Source organism: Thiopseudomonas alkaliphila (genome assembly GCF_001267175.1).
Classification (GTDB): domain Bacteria; phylum Pseudomonadota; class Gammaproteobacteria; order Pseudomonadales; family Pseudomonadaceae; genus Oblitimonas; species Oblitimonas alkaliphila.
Window position 1 is genome coordinate 2,462,532 of the sequence record NZ_CP012358.1, and the last position, 13,478, is coordinate 2,476,009.

Annotated in this window: 17 protein-coding genes; 9 read left to right on the forward strand and 8 right to left on the reverse strand. The window is 47.6% G+C overall.

Annotation, left to right across the window (positions count from 1 at the left end; genetic code table 11):
* Positions 1-15: 15 nt before the first annotated feature.
* The 3 genes from rplS (at position 16) to AKN87_RS11865 (ending at position 1,609) form a co-directional block, all read left to right on the forward strand.
* Positions 16-369, forward strand: a complete 354-nt coding sequence (rplS, locus tag AKN87_RS11855; RefSeq protein WP_053101409.1) for a 50S ribosomal protein L19 — start codon at positions 16-18, stop codon at positions 367-369.
* Between the two features lie 233 nt (positions 370-602).
* Positions 603-1,295, forward strand: coding sequence for an AzlC family ABC transporter permease (locus AKN87_RS11860; protein ID WP_053101410.1), 693 nt, complete (start codon positions 603-605; stop codon positions 1,293-1,295).
* Positions 1,295-1,609, forward strand: coding sequence for an AzlD domain-containing protein (locus tag AKN87_RS11865; RefSeq protein WP_053103566.1), 315 nt, complete (start codon positions 1,295-1,297; stop codon positions 1,607-1,609). Before AKN87_RS11860 ends, AKN87_RS11865 begins: the two co-directional genes overlap by 1 nt.
* Before the next feature lie 61 nt (positions 1,610-1,670).
* On the opposite strand, the gene AKN87_RS11870 is transcribed toward AKN87_RS11865, so the two are convergent.
* From AKN87_RS11870 to AKN87_RS11885, 4 genes are read right to left on the reverse strand one after another with little or no spacing between them, the layout of a single operon-like run.
* A complete protein-coding gene (locus AKN87_RS11870; protein WP_053103567.1) occupies positions 1,671-2,198 on the reverse strand; it encodes a BON domain-containing protein in 528 nt (175 codons plus the stop codon).
* Positions 2,195-2,782, reverse strand: a complete 588-nt coding sequence (locus AKN87_RS11875; protein WP_053103568.1) for a phosphoheptose isomerase — start codon at positions 2,780-2,782, stop codon at positions 2,195-2,197. Before AKN87_RS11875 ends, AKN87_RS11870 begins: the two co-directional genes overlap by 4 nt.
* A gap of 27 nt (positions 2,783-2,809) precedes the next feature.
* On the reverse strand, positions 2,810-3,181 hold the full coding sequence (locus tag AKN87_RS11880) for a YraN family protein (RefSeq protein WP_053101414.1): 372 nt from the start codon (positions 3,179-3,181) through the stop codon (positions 2,810-2,812).
* Positions 3,168-4,901, reverse strand: a complete 1,734-nt coding sequence (locus AKN87_RS11885) for a penicillin-binding protein activator (protein WP_053103569.1) — start codon at positions 4,899-4,901, stop codon at positions 3,168-3,170. The genes AKN87_RS11880 and AKN87_RS11885 overlap by 14 nt, the downstream gene beginning before the upstream one ends.
* Positions 4,902-5,018: 117 nt before the next feature.
* Between AKN87_RS11885 and rsmI the strand changes: the two genes are divergently transcribed.
* Positions 5,019-5,885, forward strand: coding sequence for a 16S rRNA (cytidine(1402)-2'-O)-methyltransferase (rsmI, locus tag AKN87_RS11890; protein WP_231692606.1), 867 nt, complete (start codon positions 5,019-5,021; stop codon positions 5,883-5,885).
* A 62-nt stretch (positions 5,886-5,947) separates the two neighbouring features.
* Here rsmI and trmA read toward each other — a convergent pair whose 3' ends face one another.
* Complete coding sequence (gene trmA, locus AKN87_RS11895; protein WP_199533085.1) at positions 5,948-7,039, reverse strand: tRNA (uridine(54)-C5)-methyltransferase TrmA; 1,092 nt, start codon at positions 7,037-7,039, stop codon at positions 5,948-5,950.
* 173 nt (positions 7,040-7,212) lie between these two features.
* Here trmA and AKN87_RS11900 point away from each other — a divergent pair, with 173 nt between their 5' ends.
* Positions 7,213-7,545, forward strand: coding sequence for a DUF1820 family protein (locus tag AKN87_RS11900; RefSeq protein WP_053101418.1), 333 nt, complete (start codon positions 7,213-7,215; stop codon positions 7,543-7,545).
* On the opposite strand, the gene AKN87_RS11905 is transcribed toward AKN87_RS11900, so the two are convergent.
* Positions 7,542-7,811: a YebG family protein gene (locus AKN87_RS11905; protein WP_053101419.1), complete on the reverse strand. Its 270-nt coding sequence runs from the start codon at positions 7,809-7,811 to the stop codon at positions 7,542-7,544. The two genes, AKN87_RS11900 and AKN87_RS11905, sit on opposite strands and share 4 nt — an antisense overlap.
* Positions 7,812-7,886: 75 nt before the next feature.
* Here AKN87_RS11905 and AKN87_RS11910 point away from each other — a divergent pair, with 75 nt between their 5' ends.
* Positions 7,887-8,390 carry a phosphate-starvation-inducible protein PsiE gene (locus AKN87_RS11910; RefSeq protein ID WP_053101420.1) on the forward strand — a complete coding sequence of 168 codons (504 nt, stop codon included), beginning with the start codon at positions 7,887-7,889 and terminating at the stop codon, positions 8,388-8,390.
* On the opposite strand, the gene AKN87_RS11915 is transcribed toward AKN87_RS11910, so the two are convergent.
* Positions 8,387-8,992, reverse strand: a complete 606-nt coding sequence (locus tag AKN87_RS11915; protein ID WP_053103571.1) for a 2'-5' RNA ligase family protein — start codon at positions 8,990-8,992, stop codon at positions 8,387-8,389. The genes AKN87_RS11910 and AKN87_RS11915 overlap by 4 nt on opposite strands.
* A gap of 59 nt (positions 8,993-9,051) precedes the next feature.
* Between AKN87_RS11915 and AKN87_RS11920 the strand changes: the two genes are divergently transcribed.
* On the forward strand, positions 9,052-9,858 hold the full coding sequence (locus tag AKN87_RS11920) for a carbon-nitrogen hydrolase family protein (protein ID WP_053103572.1): 807 nt from the start codon (positions 9,052-9,054) through the stop codon (positions 9,856-9,858).
* A gap of 20 nt (positions 9,859-9,878) precedes the next feature.
* Complete coding sequence (gene tldD / locus AKN87_RS11925; protein WP_053103573.1) at positions 9,879-11,321, forward strand: metalloprotease TldD; 1,443 nt, start codon at positions 9,879-9,881, stop codon at positions 11,319-11,321.
* Between the two features lie 51 nt (positions 11,322-11,372).
* Here tldD and yjgA read toward each other — a convergent pair whose 3' ends face one another.
* Positions 11,373-11,900, reverse strand: coding sequence for a ribosome biogenesis factor YjgA (gene yjgA / locus AKN87_RS11930; protein WP_053101424.1), 528 nt, complete (start codon positions 11,898-11,900; stop codon positions 11,373-11,375).
* A gap of 82 nt (positions 11,901-11,982) precedes the next feature.
* Between yjgA and pmbA the strand changes: the two genes are divergently transcribed.
* Entirely contained in the window at positions 11,983-13,329 is a 1,347-nt protein-coding gene (pmbA, locus tag AKN87_RS11935; protein ID WP_053103574.1) for a metalloprotease PmbA, read from the forward strand.
* Positions 13,330-13,478 lie beyond the last annotated feature (149 nt).

Consider the following 13,478-nt stretch of genomic DNA (forward strand, 5'->3'; position numbering starts at 1 on the left):
CTTCAGGAGCAAAAGATGACTAACAAAATTATTCAGCAGATCGAAGCTGAACAAATGACTAAAGAGATCCCAGCGTTTGCGCCGGGTGACACTGTAGTAGTTCAAGTTAAAGTAAAAGAAGGTGATCGTCAGCGCCTTCAGGCTTACGAAGGTGTTGTAATTCGTAAGCGTAACCGTGGTTTAAACAGCGGTTTTACTGTACGTAAAATTTCTAGCGGTGTAGGTGTTGAGCGTACTTTCCAAACCTACAGCCCAATCGTAGAAAGCATCACTGTTAAGCGTCGTGGTGATGTACGTAAAGCTAAGCTTTACTACTTACGCGCTCTGTCTGGTAAGGCAGCACGTATTAAAGAAAAACTGTCTCGCTAAGATCGAGTCAGCGTTTCAAAAAAAGCAGCCGAAGGGCTGCTTTTTTTTGCTAATAACCTGGCTCCTATCTACTGATTTAGGTTAAAGCCAGTGATAGTTTTTTATAGCTTGAAGATACAAAGCTATAACTTCTTTCATTTTAACTGAGAGCGGATAGTTAGATAAGCTATGCAATTGAATCAATAACTTGAATAACTGGTTATACTGCTAAATTATTTTGCTCTGAGCGTAATATGACATTTACTCGGCAACTGATGAAAGGTGCGAGCGATAGTTTCCCGATGCTGGTCGGTGCGGCACCGTTCGGCGTAATTTATGGTGCATTAGCATTATCGGCAGGGTTAACGCCTAGTCAGGCAGTAGCTATGTCGTTATTAGTGTTTGCTGGGTCTGCACAGTTTATTGTGCTGAGCTTATTAGGAGCAAGTGCCAGTATTATTGTTATTCTGCTGACTACTTTAGTGATTAATTTACGTCATGCACTGTATAGCGCTACTTTGCAACCTTATGTGCGCCATTTATCGCGGCGCTGGCGGATGATGTTAGCCTTTGGCTTAACGGATGAGTCCTTTGCTGTAGTGCAGCAGAAATATTTACAGGCGGAGCAGCAACCTTATCGTGAGGCTTATTTTTTGGGCTCAGTAGCGATGATGTATTCAGGTTGGCAATTGTTTACTTTAATGGGGGTAGCTTTTGGCCGGGCAATGCCAGAGCTGGCGAGCTGGGGATTAGACTTTGCCATGCTAGCGACTTTTATTGGAATTGTGGTGCCGCAGTTGAAGCATAGGCCGCAGTTATGCGCAGCACTGGTGGCTGCTGCGGTATCATTAATTACCTTTAGTTTGCCATATAAAATAGGTTTGATGCTTTCTGCAGTGGCTGGAGTTTTAGCGGGCATGCATTGTCAGCGCTGGGTGAGGCCCTAATGAAAGTTTGGCTAAGTATTGTAGGAATGGCGTTGATTACCTTTGTTATCCGCTACAGTTTTTTTGCTTTTCCACAAATGCGTTTTAGCTCCAAAATAACCCAGGCTCTGAATTATGTGCCGATTTCGGTACTGACGGCAATTATTGTCCCTGGTCTAGTAATGCCAGAAGGTGAATGGGCGTTACAGTGGAGTAATGCTTACTTATTAGCGGGGATTGGCTGCATTGTAATTGCCGCTGTCACGCGCCATACCTTACTGACTATTGGTGGTGGGATGGCGCTGTTTATGTTGTTGCGTTATAGCTTTGGCTAGCTGTAGCGGCCACTTGCCTTGCATGTTGAGTGAAATATAAGGCAAGTGACTTGGCTAAAGATTAATCGATGTATTCAAATAAACGCACAATCCGTTGCACACCTGCCACATCTTTGACTACGTTAGTAGCACGATTGGCTTCAGCTTTAGTTAAGATGCCCATTAAGTACACCACGCCATTTTCGGTGACAACCTTAATTTTAGCTGAGGGGACATCGGCGTAGGCTAGTAAGCGGGTTTTGATCGCTGAAGTTAAAAAAGCATCATTACTTCGGGCGCCCATAGTAGTAGGTTGCTCGATTGTTATTTCGTTATATACTTTTTTGACGTCAGCAATATTCTTAGCTGCTTTGCCGGCTAATTCTTTTAGCTCGCGGCGAGGTGTTTGTCCTGCTAGCAAGACAATACCGTTATAGCTGGTAGTCACAATATGTGAAGTTGTATTGTTAAGGTCTACATGAGCAGCTTTAATGGCACGATTGACTTGCATTGGAATAACTTTGTCATCTAGGTTGTTACCAATGCTGCGCATACCACAGGCGCTGACTAGAATAGCCAACGCACTTACCGTAAGAATTTTCTTAATCATTCTTCGCTTCCAAATAATTGACGGTCAATTAAATCGCAGAGACTATGAATCACTAGTAAGTGGACTTCTTGGACTCGTGCTGTCACCGGTGAGGGGACGCGGATTTCAACATCGGTCGGCAGCAGTAACGGTGCCATGTTGCCACCATCTCGTCCTGTGAGAGCGATGACATGCATATTGCGGTCATGGGCAGCATGAATTGCTTGAATGACGTTTTCTGAGTTACCACTGGTAGAGATAGCCAAGAGTACATCTTCAGCTTGCCCAAGGGCCCGTACCTGCTTAGAAAACACCTCAGCATAGCTGTAATCATTGGCGATTGAAGTGATGGTTGAGCTATCAGTGGTTAATGCCAGTGCAGGCAAGCTAGGGCGCTCGCGTTCGAAGCGGTTCAGCATCTCAGAAGAGAAGTGCTGGGCATCGCCGGCTGAACCACCATTGCCACAGGCAAGAATTTTACCGCCATTGAGTAAGGTGCTGACCATCACTAAGCTGGCCTGCTCAATGAACTCAGGGAGAGTTTTAAGGGCAAGTTGTTTGGTATCAATACTCGCTTGGAACATTTGCTGAATTCGAGACTGCATAAAAAGGCCTTAGCAATAAAAAGTGAGTTAAACGCCAAAGGCGTTTTCAATCCAATTGAAGTCTAATGAATTATCCGGCATTTTTGAAATAAACACAGCATCAAAACGACACGCTAGGTGTTGATAGTGAGGATGCTGCTGCAAAAAAGCTTGGGCGCTACGGGTTAGTTTTTGCTGTTTGAGCGCCGTAATACTTTCAAGGGCGCCACCCCATTGATGGTGGCGGCGAAAGCGAACTTCAACAAAAATCAGTAAATTATCTTGGCCACAAATCAGATCAATTTCCCCGTAGCGACAACTCCAATTTGTTTGCAACAAGGCTAATCCCGCACGTTGGAGGTACTGCGCTGCTAGCACCTCATAGTGCTGTCCTAGCTGTCGGGTATTAGGGGGTTGCATAATTAGGCAGTTCGATGAGTTTGCCGTCTTGAAGTTCAACCCAGTCAGTGTAACGTTCAACTTGACGCTTGTTGTTGAGGGATAAGATACCAGTTAAACCGTTAATTTGAGTATGGGCAATATTGCTAAATTGCTGATAACGTTTAGCTAACTGATAGGCGTCGGCACCAAAAGCATAAAAACGCCCCATATTGCCTTTGGCTGCGGGCCATTTTTGAATGATGTCATTTTTTAGAGCAGAGTCTTCAATAAACCAAGGAATCTCGGTAAAGCGCACTCCGTTTAACTCTGCGCTCGGATCCTGATTAAAGTCTGAGATAGCCACTGAAATGGCATACACCGGTAGCGGTAAGTCATCACGCTGAATAAAGGGCAGTAAGCGTTTTGCTAGAGGTGGAGAGGTTTGTAAAAACACAAACTCGGCTTCTTGATCACTCGCTAGTTGCTTGGTGATTATTTGTTGTAGCGGATTGCCAGGTGCTAACTGAATGGTTTGGGTGATACTGCCGCCCATTTGTTGAAAGGTGTGGCTAAACGCTGCCGTAGCGCGTTGGCTGAGCGGATGATCTGGGAGGCTGATAATAGCCGCTTTGGTCAGGCCTTCATTGGCTGCTTGTAAGGCAACTTGGCGCGCCTCATCTTCCGGTGAGATCCCAAACTGATATAAGTTGGGATTGATTGAAGGCTCAGTGGCTGGTAAATAATTTAAGGCTAGAGTAGGGATGGCGAACGTGGTTTTGTTACCGATTTGGCTAATCAGCTCACGCTCCCATGGCCCCACCAACAGTTCTACGCCATCGGTTTTAGCCGTTTGGTAGAAAGCATCTAGATTAGTCAGTTGCGTGCTATCGTAAAAACTAATGAAAGGGGCTTCACTGCCATCTTGCGCTTGGGCGCTAACAAAGCCTTCTCGAATGGCTTGTGCCGGCACAGCAAAGGGGCCGCTGCTTGGTAAAACCAAACTAATGTGTTGCAGTTGATGGTTGCTAAGACTTAATAAGTGGGTGATCGCTTGCGGCGGATACAGGCTAGCAGGGTGCTGTGGATGGTTTTGCTGCCATGCCTCAATTGCTTGCTGTTGTATGTTTAAAGGGGTCGGCTGACGCACTAGTTTAGCCAGCTCAACCCATTGCTGCAGTTCAGGGTTGGCACTAGTAAAAGACGCTAATGGCAATTGATTGACTAGCCGCCAAATTGCCTCACGGTTGTGTTGGGCTAGATAAGGCGTATCCAAGCCTTGATTCAGCGCTAGCCGTAACTGCAACGCCTGTTCGGGCTGCTTTTGTTGCTCTAATAGATTTGCTTCGGCTAAGCTAAAGCGCTGGGCTAACTGCTCGGGAATAGCGGCTGCTGATTTAGCGGCCTGCAGTGCGCGATGAGCTTGCTCAGTGCGCTGCTCGTTTAAGGCTAACTCGGCGCTAATTAGCTGTAAAAGCAACTGTTGCTCAGAGGTTAATAGCGTTGGGTCGACTAGACTTAATGCTTGCTTAGCTTGGATTGGCTGCCCTTGTAGACTAAATAAATCAGCGGCCTCTAATCGGCTGCTGCTTGCACTGGCAGGTGCTTGTTGTTGCGCTTGAGCCAGTAGCTGCTCAGCAGTTTGCGTAGGTTGAGCGGGTGTACTGCTATTTTTTTGCGGCAATGATTGTAAGCAGCCAGATAATAAGCTGAGCGTGCCTAAGGCGATGAACGTCCTGAATATTTTTGAGGGGGCAAACATTTAGCAAACTCCTAGTGAGCAACAAGGCGAACAATTGTACCTAAGCCAAGCAAAGGGTGCGATCTTGTAAGTGATAATCAGGTTACAATAACCACTTTTATTTCAATGGTGCGCGTTGTGAACTACGAACAATCATCTGACATCGCCGGCCAGCTATTTGTTGTAGCGACGCCAATAGGTAATTTAGAAGACATCAGTGCTCGGGCATTACGGGTGCTGGCTGAGGTTGATTTGATTGCGGCTGAAGATACGCGTCATAGTCAGCGCCTGTTGCAGCACTTTTCGATTAAAACGCCATTAGTGGCGTGTCATGATCATAATGAGCGAGAGGAAGGCGGTCGGTTAGTGCAACGTTTACTGGCCGGAGAGTCGATTGCTTTGGTGTCTGATGCGGGTACGCCCTTAATTTCTGATCCAGGCTTTCATTTGGTTAAGCAAGCGCAGCAGGCAGGCGTTCGGGTAGTGCCAGTGCCTGGTCCTAGCGCAGTGGTTACGGCTTTATCAGCCGCAGGATTACCTTCGGATCGCTTTAGTTTTGAAGGGTTTTTACCGGCCAAAGCCACTGCGCGGCAGACCAAGCTGGCTGAGTTAAAAGAAGCCAGCCAAACGTTGATCTTTTATGAAGCGCCGCATCGCATTTTAGAATGCGTGACCGATTGCGTAGCAATTTTTGGTGGTGAGCGCTTAGCGGTATTGGGGCGTGAGCTGACTAAAACCTTTGAAACCATCCGTCAGTTGCCATTAGCAGAGTTACAGCAGTGGATTGCCGCAGATAGTAATCAGCAACGGGGAGAGTGCGTATTATTAATTGCTGGCGCAGCTAAAGCTGAAGCTCAAGAACTATCGGCAGAGGCGCTGCGAGTGATACAGCTATTAATGGCCGAGTTGCCATTGAAAAAAGCCGCGCAGCTAGCAGCAGAGATTACTGGCGCCAGAAAAAATGCCTTGTATCAATGGGCGCTTAATCAAAAAGAGCATTTTTAGGCATCACTGCCGGTAGCGCCCGGTGCGCTCTACCGGCAGGCGTTAGAGGGAGAGGGCAGACCTCAGCGGCGCTCGAGCACAACGCCACTTTCAATATGCTCAGTCCATGGGAACTGGTCAAATAATGCGCTAGCTGTTAGGCGGTGGGTGCTGGAGAGCTGCTCAATATTATTGGCTAGGGTTTCTGGATTACAGGAGACGTAAATAATCCGTGGAAACTGACGAATCAGCTCGCAGGTTGCGCTATCCATGCCCGCCCGTGGTGGATCAACAAACACAGTGCCAAATTGATAACTGCCGAGCTCAATGTTCGCTTCTTGTAAACGGCGAAACTCACGCACACCAGTGAGAGCTTGGGTAAACTCTTCCGCTGAAAGCCGCGCCAGTTGAATATTATCAATCTGGTTTTCAGTCAGGTTAGCCATTGCCGCTTTGACCGACGTTTTGCTAATCTCAGTGGCGAGCACGCGGCGCACCTGAGTGGACATAGGTAAAGTGAAATTACCATTGCCGCAATAGAGTTCTAGCAAGTCATCTTCGTGCTGGCCAAGTTGTTTGCAGGCCCAGCTGATCATTTGCTGGTTCATTACACCATTAGGCTGAGTGAAGCTGCCTTCGGGCTGGCGATAACTGAAGCCACGCTGATTAATAGTTAGTTGTTCGGTGACATAGTCTTGGCCTACTACTAGGCGTTTACCACGAGAACGACCAATTAGAGAGATTCCTAATTGTTCAGCGACTGGCTGGGCAGCGGCTTGCCAATCATTATCGACTGGGCAGTGATAACACAAGGTAACTAGGGCTTCACCGGATAAAGTGGTTAGAAATTCTGCCTGAAATAGCTTATGGCTCAGTTTTTCATTGGCTTGCCAGGCTGCTTTAATTTGTGGCATCAGTTGGTTGATTTTTTCGCTGGCAATTGGCAGCTGCTCAAGCAGAATTACATCATTTTTGCTGCCAGGTGCAAACATCGCGTAATGTCGCTGATCACCTTCGCGCCAGATTCTAAACTCAGCGCGCAATCTAAAATGCTGTAAGGGTGAGGCAAATACCTGAATTTCAGGGGCGGCAAAAGGCGCAAGCAAAGCACTTAGGCGCTGCTTTTTATGTGCAAGTTGCGCTTGATAGGCGGGATCGGTCAGTTCGGTTGGCAGCATGTTAGGTTCCAGCTAATACAAACGGTCAGCTCAAGGCCGGCCAGATAAAATTCAAGATGGCGAATGATACCAGAGGCCATAAACTGGCGCGTAGCTTTAGCGTAGATAATTACAGCTGACTCAGCCCTGTGCTAAGCTTTGCTGCTTTTAACCTGAACAGAGAGTAGTGCATGAGCGCAGCAGAGAGTCCTATTTTTAAGGTGATCTTTTTAAATCAAGGCGAAGTGTTTGAGATTTTTGCAAAGTCGATTTTTCAAAGTGAGCTTTGGGGCTTTTTAGAGGTGGAAGAGATCATCTTTGGTGAGCGTAATCAGATTGTGGTGGATCCTAGCGAAGAGCGCCTGAAAACTCAGTTTGAAGGGGTAGTGCGTAGTTATATTCCACTTCAGGCAATTATTCGTATTGATGAGGTTGAGCGGCTAGGGGTGGCTAAAATCAGTGAAGCGACTGGCAGCGGTAATGTGATGAACTTTCCACTGCCCACGCCACCGAAAAAAAGTTAAGCTTCAGGCGTTTCTGAGCTGGGTGTCAATTCGTCTAAGGCTTTGAGTTGGTTACGAAATGCTCGGGCGAATATGTCGCGGTGTTTAGCTAAGTAAATCGCTACTTCTTCACAGTGGTCTTCGGTTAACGCTGGTACGGCATCACCAATCAAGTCAGTGAGGCGTTCGGCCAGCTCGAGCATTTTGTCATGTTGATCGGCTAAGTTTTTTTCCATAAATAAGGTCTTGGGATCACGCGTGCTGCGGTAAAGGGTTTCAATGGCCATGGATGCTGCTCATAGTTAGCTGTTTTTTTATACAGTATCGATATTTTATTTAAACTGCAAGGCAAGGAATCAATAATGAAGCGCAACAAAGCGGAACAACTGCGTCAAGCAATGCACGAACAAGCCGAATCCGTGGGTAATCTGTTAGTGGATGCTTTCCATTATTTGGCGCTATTTGTAATTGGCGGCATTACTGCTTGGGCTTCTTTGCTGACAGTGGTGAAGATGCTTGGGCAGTCACAGATTACGATTGATGACATTTTGCTGCTGTTTATTTATTTAGAATTAGGGGCGATGGTGGGGATTTACTTTAAAACCAACCATATGCCGGTGCGTTTTTTAATTTATGTGGCGATTACCGCGTTAACGCGCTTAATGATTTCTGATATTTCCCATCATAATCGTCCAGATATGGGGGTGGTGTATGTCTCTGGAGCTATTTTATTACTGGCTTTGTCGGTACTGGTGGTGCGCTTTGCCTCATCGCGTTTTCCCGCTGTAACAGCGGCTAAAAATAAAAACCTCATTTTAGGTGAAGCTGATGAAAGCGATGAAAAGCCGCTAGTACTCAAAGATTAAAATCGGTAGTGCCAGTGTGTTTGCAGTGGCCCCAGCTGATCTGTAGCCAAATAACTCTGTAAATAAAGGCTACGTACGGTCCAGTGACTTGAAGTAAAAGGGCAGCTTTGACGCAGCCTATTAAATTGCTCAAGGCTTGGGGCTCGGCGATACAAACCCAAAGTGATATGTGGAAGATACTTACTAAAACGTTGTTCAGGACTGATGCGAGCTAAGCACTGGCGGATAGCAGTCAGCTGTGAATTATTGGCTACTTTAATGTAAGGGGCATGGGCGAAAGTTTCGAGTTGCGTGAGTTGTAACCTGAACGGCTGCAGCCCAAGTTGCCTAATAGCCTGTTGCTGTAAGCGCAGTTGTTGCCAGCTGATGCAGTCAGCGTAGCGTGGAGTATGGCTGGGAAAGCCTGCCACGTACAAAGTTAAATGCAGTTGCCGTTGCTGCGGATGCAGCCAAGCACTTAGGTGGCGCTGACAACGCTCAAGTTGTTGCTGCAGCTCAGGCTGGTCTAATAACAGTGTCCAAACGGCATACCGACTACGCTGCTTATGCCACTCGGGAAAATCACGCAGGCTGCAGGCAATGAGTTGTTTTGGGGGATTCATAGGCGAAAGCGTTTAATGAGTCGATGATGATTAACCAGCGATTGATCTAGGACCATGTTATGCAGGCAGCGGTAATTCAAATGCTGAGTGTACCTGACTTAGCCAGCAATTTACGTCAGGCCCAGCAGTTACTGATCCAAGCGAGGCAACAGGGCGCGCAATTGGCAGTACTGCCCGAAAACTTTGCTACCTTTGGTATGGTTTCTGAACAGCTGATGCAGGCAGCTTCTATAGTGCAAGCCTGGGCGCAGCAGATCACGCAAACCTTAGGTTTATGGTTAGTAGCGGGCAGTGTGCCAGTGTATAACCCTACGTTGGATAAATATTGGGCACGTTGTTGGCTATTTAATGCCCAAGGACAAATTGTTAGCCAGTATGATAAACAGCATCTGTTTGATGCCACAGTCTTGGATCAGCAGGGAGGTTACCGTGAGTCAGCTACTTATTGTCCCGGAGACTCGCTGTGTGTAGTAAGTACACCAATTGGCCGTTTAGGCTTAGGTGTGTGTTATGACTTGCGCTTTCCTGAGTTATTTGCCGAGTTACGGCGCTTGGGTGCCGAGTGTATAGCCTTGCCTTCAGCCTTTACCCAAGTAACCGGTGCTGCGCATTGGGAGGTGCTGGTGCGGGCCCGAGCAATTGAAACGCAGTGCTATCTATTAGCTGCTGGGCAAGGCGGTGATCATCCAAATGGGCGGCAAACTTTTGGGCATTCGCTGTTAGTCAGCCCTTGGGGCGAAGTTTTACAGCAAGCGAGCGTAGGTGAGGCTGTGCTAGTGGCTGATTGTGATTTAGACTATTTGCACGATATTCGACAGCGCATGCCCGTGGTGGCGCATAAAAAAATACTGCTGGGCTCAGATTGAGCACCATGCAAGGAGTAAAAATGAGCGATTTAGTATCCACCGTCAGTCAACAGTTGCTGGCGCCGGGTAATTTATCTGTGGACTGTTTACCACGGATCTTAGGTCAACTGGCTGGACCTGGAATAGATGCAGCCGATTTGTATTTTCAGCATCGCATTGCCGAAACCTGGGCCTTAGAAGATGGCATTGTTAAAAATGGCAGCTTCAGTGTTGATCAGGGAGTGGGCGTGCGCGCGCAAACCGGCGAAAAAACGGGATTTTCCTATAGTAATGCGATTAATGAACACGCACTTACTCAAGCCGCACACGCTGCACGTAGTATTTCACGTAGTGGAGCGCAGTTAGGGATCCAAGGCTTTGTGCAAGCTCAGCCGAGCCCTCTCTATCAGCAGACCAACCCGTTAGATGGAGTGTCGCGCGAAGAGAAAGTGCAACTGTTACAGCGGGTAGATCAGGCCACTCGGGCCCTTGATCCACGTATTTGTCAGGTCAGTGTTAGCCTAACGGGCTCTTGGGAGCAGATTTTGGTCGCGGCGCTCGATGGTAGCTTAGCTGCGGATATTCGCCCACAAGTACGTTTTAACGTCAGTGTCATTGTTGAGCAGCAGGGTCGCCGTGAACGCGGTAGTTTTGGTGGCGGTGGCCGGGTGAATTATGCTTACTTTTTAGAGCAAGATCGGGTGATGGACTATGCCCGTGAGGCACTGCGCCAAGCATTGGTTAATTTAGAGGCGATTGCTGCTCCAGCCGGCAGCTTGCCAATCATTTTAGGACCAGGCTGGAGTGGTGTGCTATTGCATGAGGCGGTTGGTCATGGTTTAGAGGGAGATTTTAATCGCAAGGGCAGCTCTAACTATAGTGGCCAGATCGGTCAACAAGTGGCTTCGCCACTGTGTACTATTGTTGATGACGGTACCTTACCCGAGCGGCGCGGCTCATTGAGTATCGATGATGAGGGAGTGCCCAGTGAATGCACCACCTTAATTGAAAACGGTGTTTTACGCGGTTATATGCAAGATAAAACCAATGCGCGGTTAATGGGTATGCAGTCAACTGGTAATGGGCGGCGTGAGTCTTATGCGCATTTGCCTATGCCACGGATGACCAATACCTATATGTTGGCCGGTGAAAGTGAGCCGGAAGAAATGATTCGTTCAATTAAAAAAGGGCTGTACTGTGCCAACTTAGGTGGCGGGCAGGTTGATATCACTAGTGGTAAGTTTGTGTTCTCAACCAGTGAAGCGTATTTAATTGAAGATGGTAAAATTACTGCGCCGGTAAAGGGCGCTACCTTGATTGGTAACGGCCCAGAGGCGATGCGCGGAGTGTCGATGGTGGGTAATGATCTAGCGTTAGACAGTGGCGTTGGGATGTGTGGTAAAGCAGGGCAGTCGGTACCTGTTGGCGTGGGACAGCCGAGTTTAAAGCTAGAAGCGATCACCGTAGGTGGTACGGGTGTTTAACCGCCATAGCAAGTGACAGTAAGCGGGACGGCGTGGCCTAGGCCACGCGTTTTATTTTAAGCCGCGCTGAGATTCGTCTAGTTCACGTAAGTAACGGAAAATTTTACGCGAAGCAGTTGGCGGCTTGTTGCGCTTAGCTTCATGCTGTGCATGGCGAATCAGTCCACGTAAATGCTGAATGTCAGTTTCAGGATAGGCTTCAATAAAGGGTTGCAAGGCGGCGTCGCCCTCGGTTAGTAAGCGATCACGCCAGCGCTCTAAGAGATGAAAACGCTCATTATATTCGCGGGTGCTATGGTCGGCTAAGTTAACCAGCTGCATAATTGCTTCCACATCATGACTGCGCAGCAGTTTGCCAAGAAACTGATTGTGTCGTTTTTTAGCAATATGTGCTGTGTGGCGTTTAGCTTCTTCTAAGGCTTTGAGCAGCGCATCACTTAAAGGAAGTTTATTTAGCAGTTCGGGGCTTAAGGTTGATAAGCGCGCGCCAAGCGCTTGCAGCTCGAGCATTTCCCGTTTAATTTGCGATTTGCTTTTTTCTTCAAGCAAGTCTTCTTGATTATCAATCTGGTCAGACATGGGTATTTATCCTGTTAACAAGCTTGCATAATAACAGTCTCGCGGGCATGACAGTAGAAGCAGCAAACAATTGGAGTGAAATATGAGTAACACGCAAGCAGTAGAGCCGAGCTTACTGCCACATTTACAGCAGCAGGTGAGCGACATTCTAGCGCAAGCCAAAAAGCAAGGGGCCACTGCGTGTGAAGTGTCGGTGTCGGTCTCTGAAGGGTTGTCGACCAGTGTCCGTCAAGGTGACGTTGAAACGGTTGAGTTTAACCGTGATCAAGGCTTTGGTATTACTGTTTATGCTGGTAAACGCAAAGGTTCAGCGAGCACCACTACGACCGGTGAAAAGGCCATTAAAGAAACCGTAGCTGCAGCGTTGGCGATTGCAAAGCATACTTCTGAAGATGAGTTCTCCGGTTTAGCAGACGCTGAGTTAATGGCTACCGAGTTGCCTGATTTAGATCTGTGGCACCCTTGGGCTATCACGCCCGAGCAAGCGATAGAGGCAGCGTTGGCATGCGAGGCTGCCGGTTTGGCGGTTGATTCGCGGATTAAGCAGGCCGATGCGACTAATCTCAGTAGTTATGCCAGTTGCAGTGTATATGGTAATAGTCATGGCTTTATTGGCGGCCATGTGGGCACTCAGCATAGCTTAAGTAGCGTATTGATTGCTGAGCAGCAAGGAGAAATGCAGCGCGATTACTGGTATGACTTTAATCGTCGTGGCGAGTTGCTCGATGCACCTGAGGTCATTGGACGTAAAGCAGCAGAGCGTACCTTGGCTCGCTTAGGTTCGCGCAGTATTGCTACCTGTAAAGTGCCAGTGATTTTTTCAGCACAATTAGCCAGTGGTTTACTTGGCAGTTTGTTGGGTGCTATTTCTGGAGGCAATCTGTACCGCAAGTCTTCCTTTCTAGAAGGTGCTTTAGGTCAGCAACTGTTTCCTGAGTGGTTTAATTTGTATGAGCAGCCTCAGTTGCTTGGAGGCTTATCTAGTTCGGCATTTGATGGCGATGGACTGGCTACTTTTGACAAGCATATTGTGCAACAGGGCGTGCTTGAAAGTTACTTGTTGAGTACTTATTCAGCACGCAAGTTAGGGATGCACAGTACCGCTAACTCAGGCGGAGCCCGTAACGTATTTGTTAGTCATGGTGATCAGGACTTGGCGGGCTTACTGCGACAAATGGATAAAGGCCTGTTGGTCACTGAGCTGATGGGGCAAGGACTAAATATGGTGACCGGTGATTATTCACGCGGTGCAGCAGGTTTTTGGGTTGAGCATGGGGAAATTCAGTTTCCTGTCCATGAAGTGACTATTGCTGGCAACTTAAAGCAGCTGTTTAGAGATATGGTGGCGATTGGCAATGATCTAGAGAAACGCGCCAATATTTGCACAGGCTCAGTTTTGCTCGAGCAAATGACCGTCGCTGGAAGTTAGTTGAATCTGCTAATTTGCAATATAAATTGTTGTTTTAATACCAAAATCTATGGATGGGCAGCTCTAAGTATTGACTTACACTGCCTTAATCCTAACAATCGAGCATTCACTGTGCTGTGGCTTCAAAAAGGCTCGCGCAGTTGTTCATT

Bases quoted from the DNA above. Each gene is read 5' to 3' on its own strand.
- tldD (WP_053103573.1), top strand. From the start codon at position 9,879: ATGAGCGATTTAGTATCCACCGTCAGTCAACAGTTGCTGGCGCCGGGT.
- AKN87_RS11905 (WP_053101419.1), bottom strand. From the start codon at position 7,811: ATGGCCATTGAAACCCTTTACCGCAGCACGCGTGATCCCAAGACCTTA.
- AKN87_RS11885 (WP_053103569.1), bottom strand. From the start codon at position 4,901: ATGTTTGCCCCCTCAAAAATATTCAGGACGTTCATCGCCTTAGGCACG.
- AKN87_RS11880 (WP_053101414.1), bottom strand. From the start codon at position 3,181: ATGCAACCCCCTAATACCCGACAGCTAGGACAGCACTATGAGGTGCTA.
- AKN87_RS11865 (WP_053103566.1), top strand. From the start codon at position 1,295: ATGAAAGTTTGGCTAAGTATTGTAGGAATGGCGTTGATTACCTTTGTT.
- AKN87_RS11910 (WP_053101420.1), top strand. From the start codon at position 7,887: ATGAAGCGCAACAAAGCGGAACAACTGCGTCAAGCAATGCACGAACAA.
- pmbA (WP_053103574.1), top strand. From the start codon at position 11,983: ATGAGTAACACGCAAGCAGTAGAGCCGAGCTTACTGCCACATTTACAG.
- AKN87_RS11860 (WP_053101410.1), top strand. From the start codon at position 603: ATGACATTTACTCGGCAACTGATGAAAGGTGCGAGCGATAGTTTCCCG.
- AKN87_RS11915 (WP_053103571.1), bottom strand. From the start codon at position 8,992: ATGAATCCCCCAAAACAACTCATTGCCTGCAGCCTGCGTGATTTTCCC.
- AKN87_RS11875 (WP_053103568.1), bottom strand. From the start codon at position 2,782: ATGCAGTCTCGAATTCAGCAAATGTTCCAAGCGAGTATTGATACCAAA.
- AKN87_RS11900 (WP_053101418.1), top strand. From the start codon at position 7,213: ATGAGCGCAGCAGAGAGTCCTATTTTTAAGGTGATCTTTTTAAATCAA.
- yjgA (WP_053101424.1), bottom strand. From the start codon at position 11,900: ATGTCTGACCAGATTGATAATCAAGAAGACTTGCTTGAAGAAAAAAGC.
- AKN87_RS11870 (WP_053103567.1), bottom strand. From the start codon at position 2,198: ATGATTAAGAAAATTCTTACGGTAAGTGCGTTGGCTATTCTAGTCAGC.
- rplS (WP_053101409.1), top strand. From the start codon at position 16: ATGACTAACAAAATTATTCAGCAGATCGAAGCTGAACAAATGACTAAA.
- AKN87_RS11920 (WP_053103572.1), top strand. From the start codon at position 9,052: ATGCAGGCAGCGGTAATTCAAATGCTGAGTGTACCTGACTTAGCCAGC.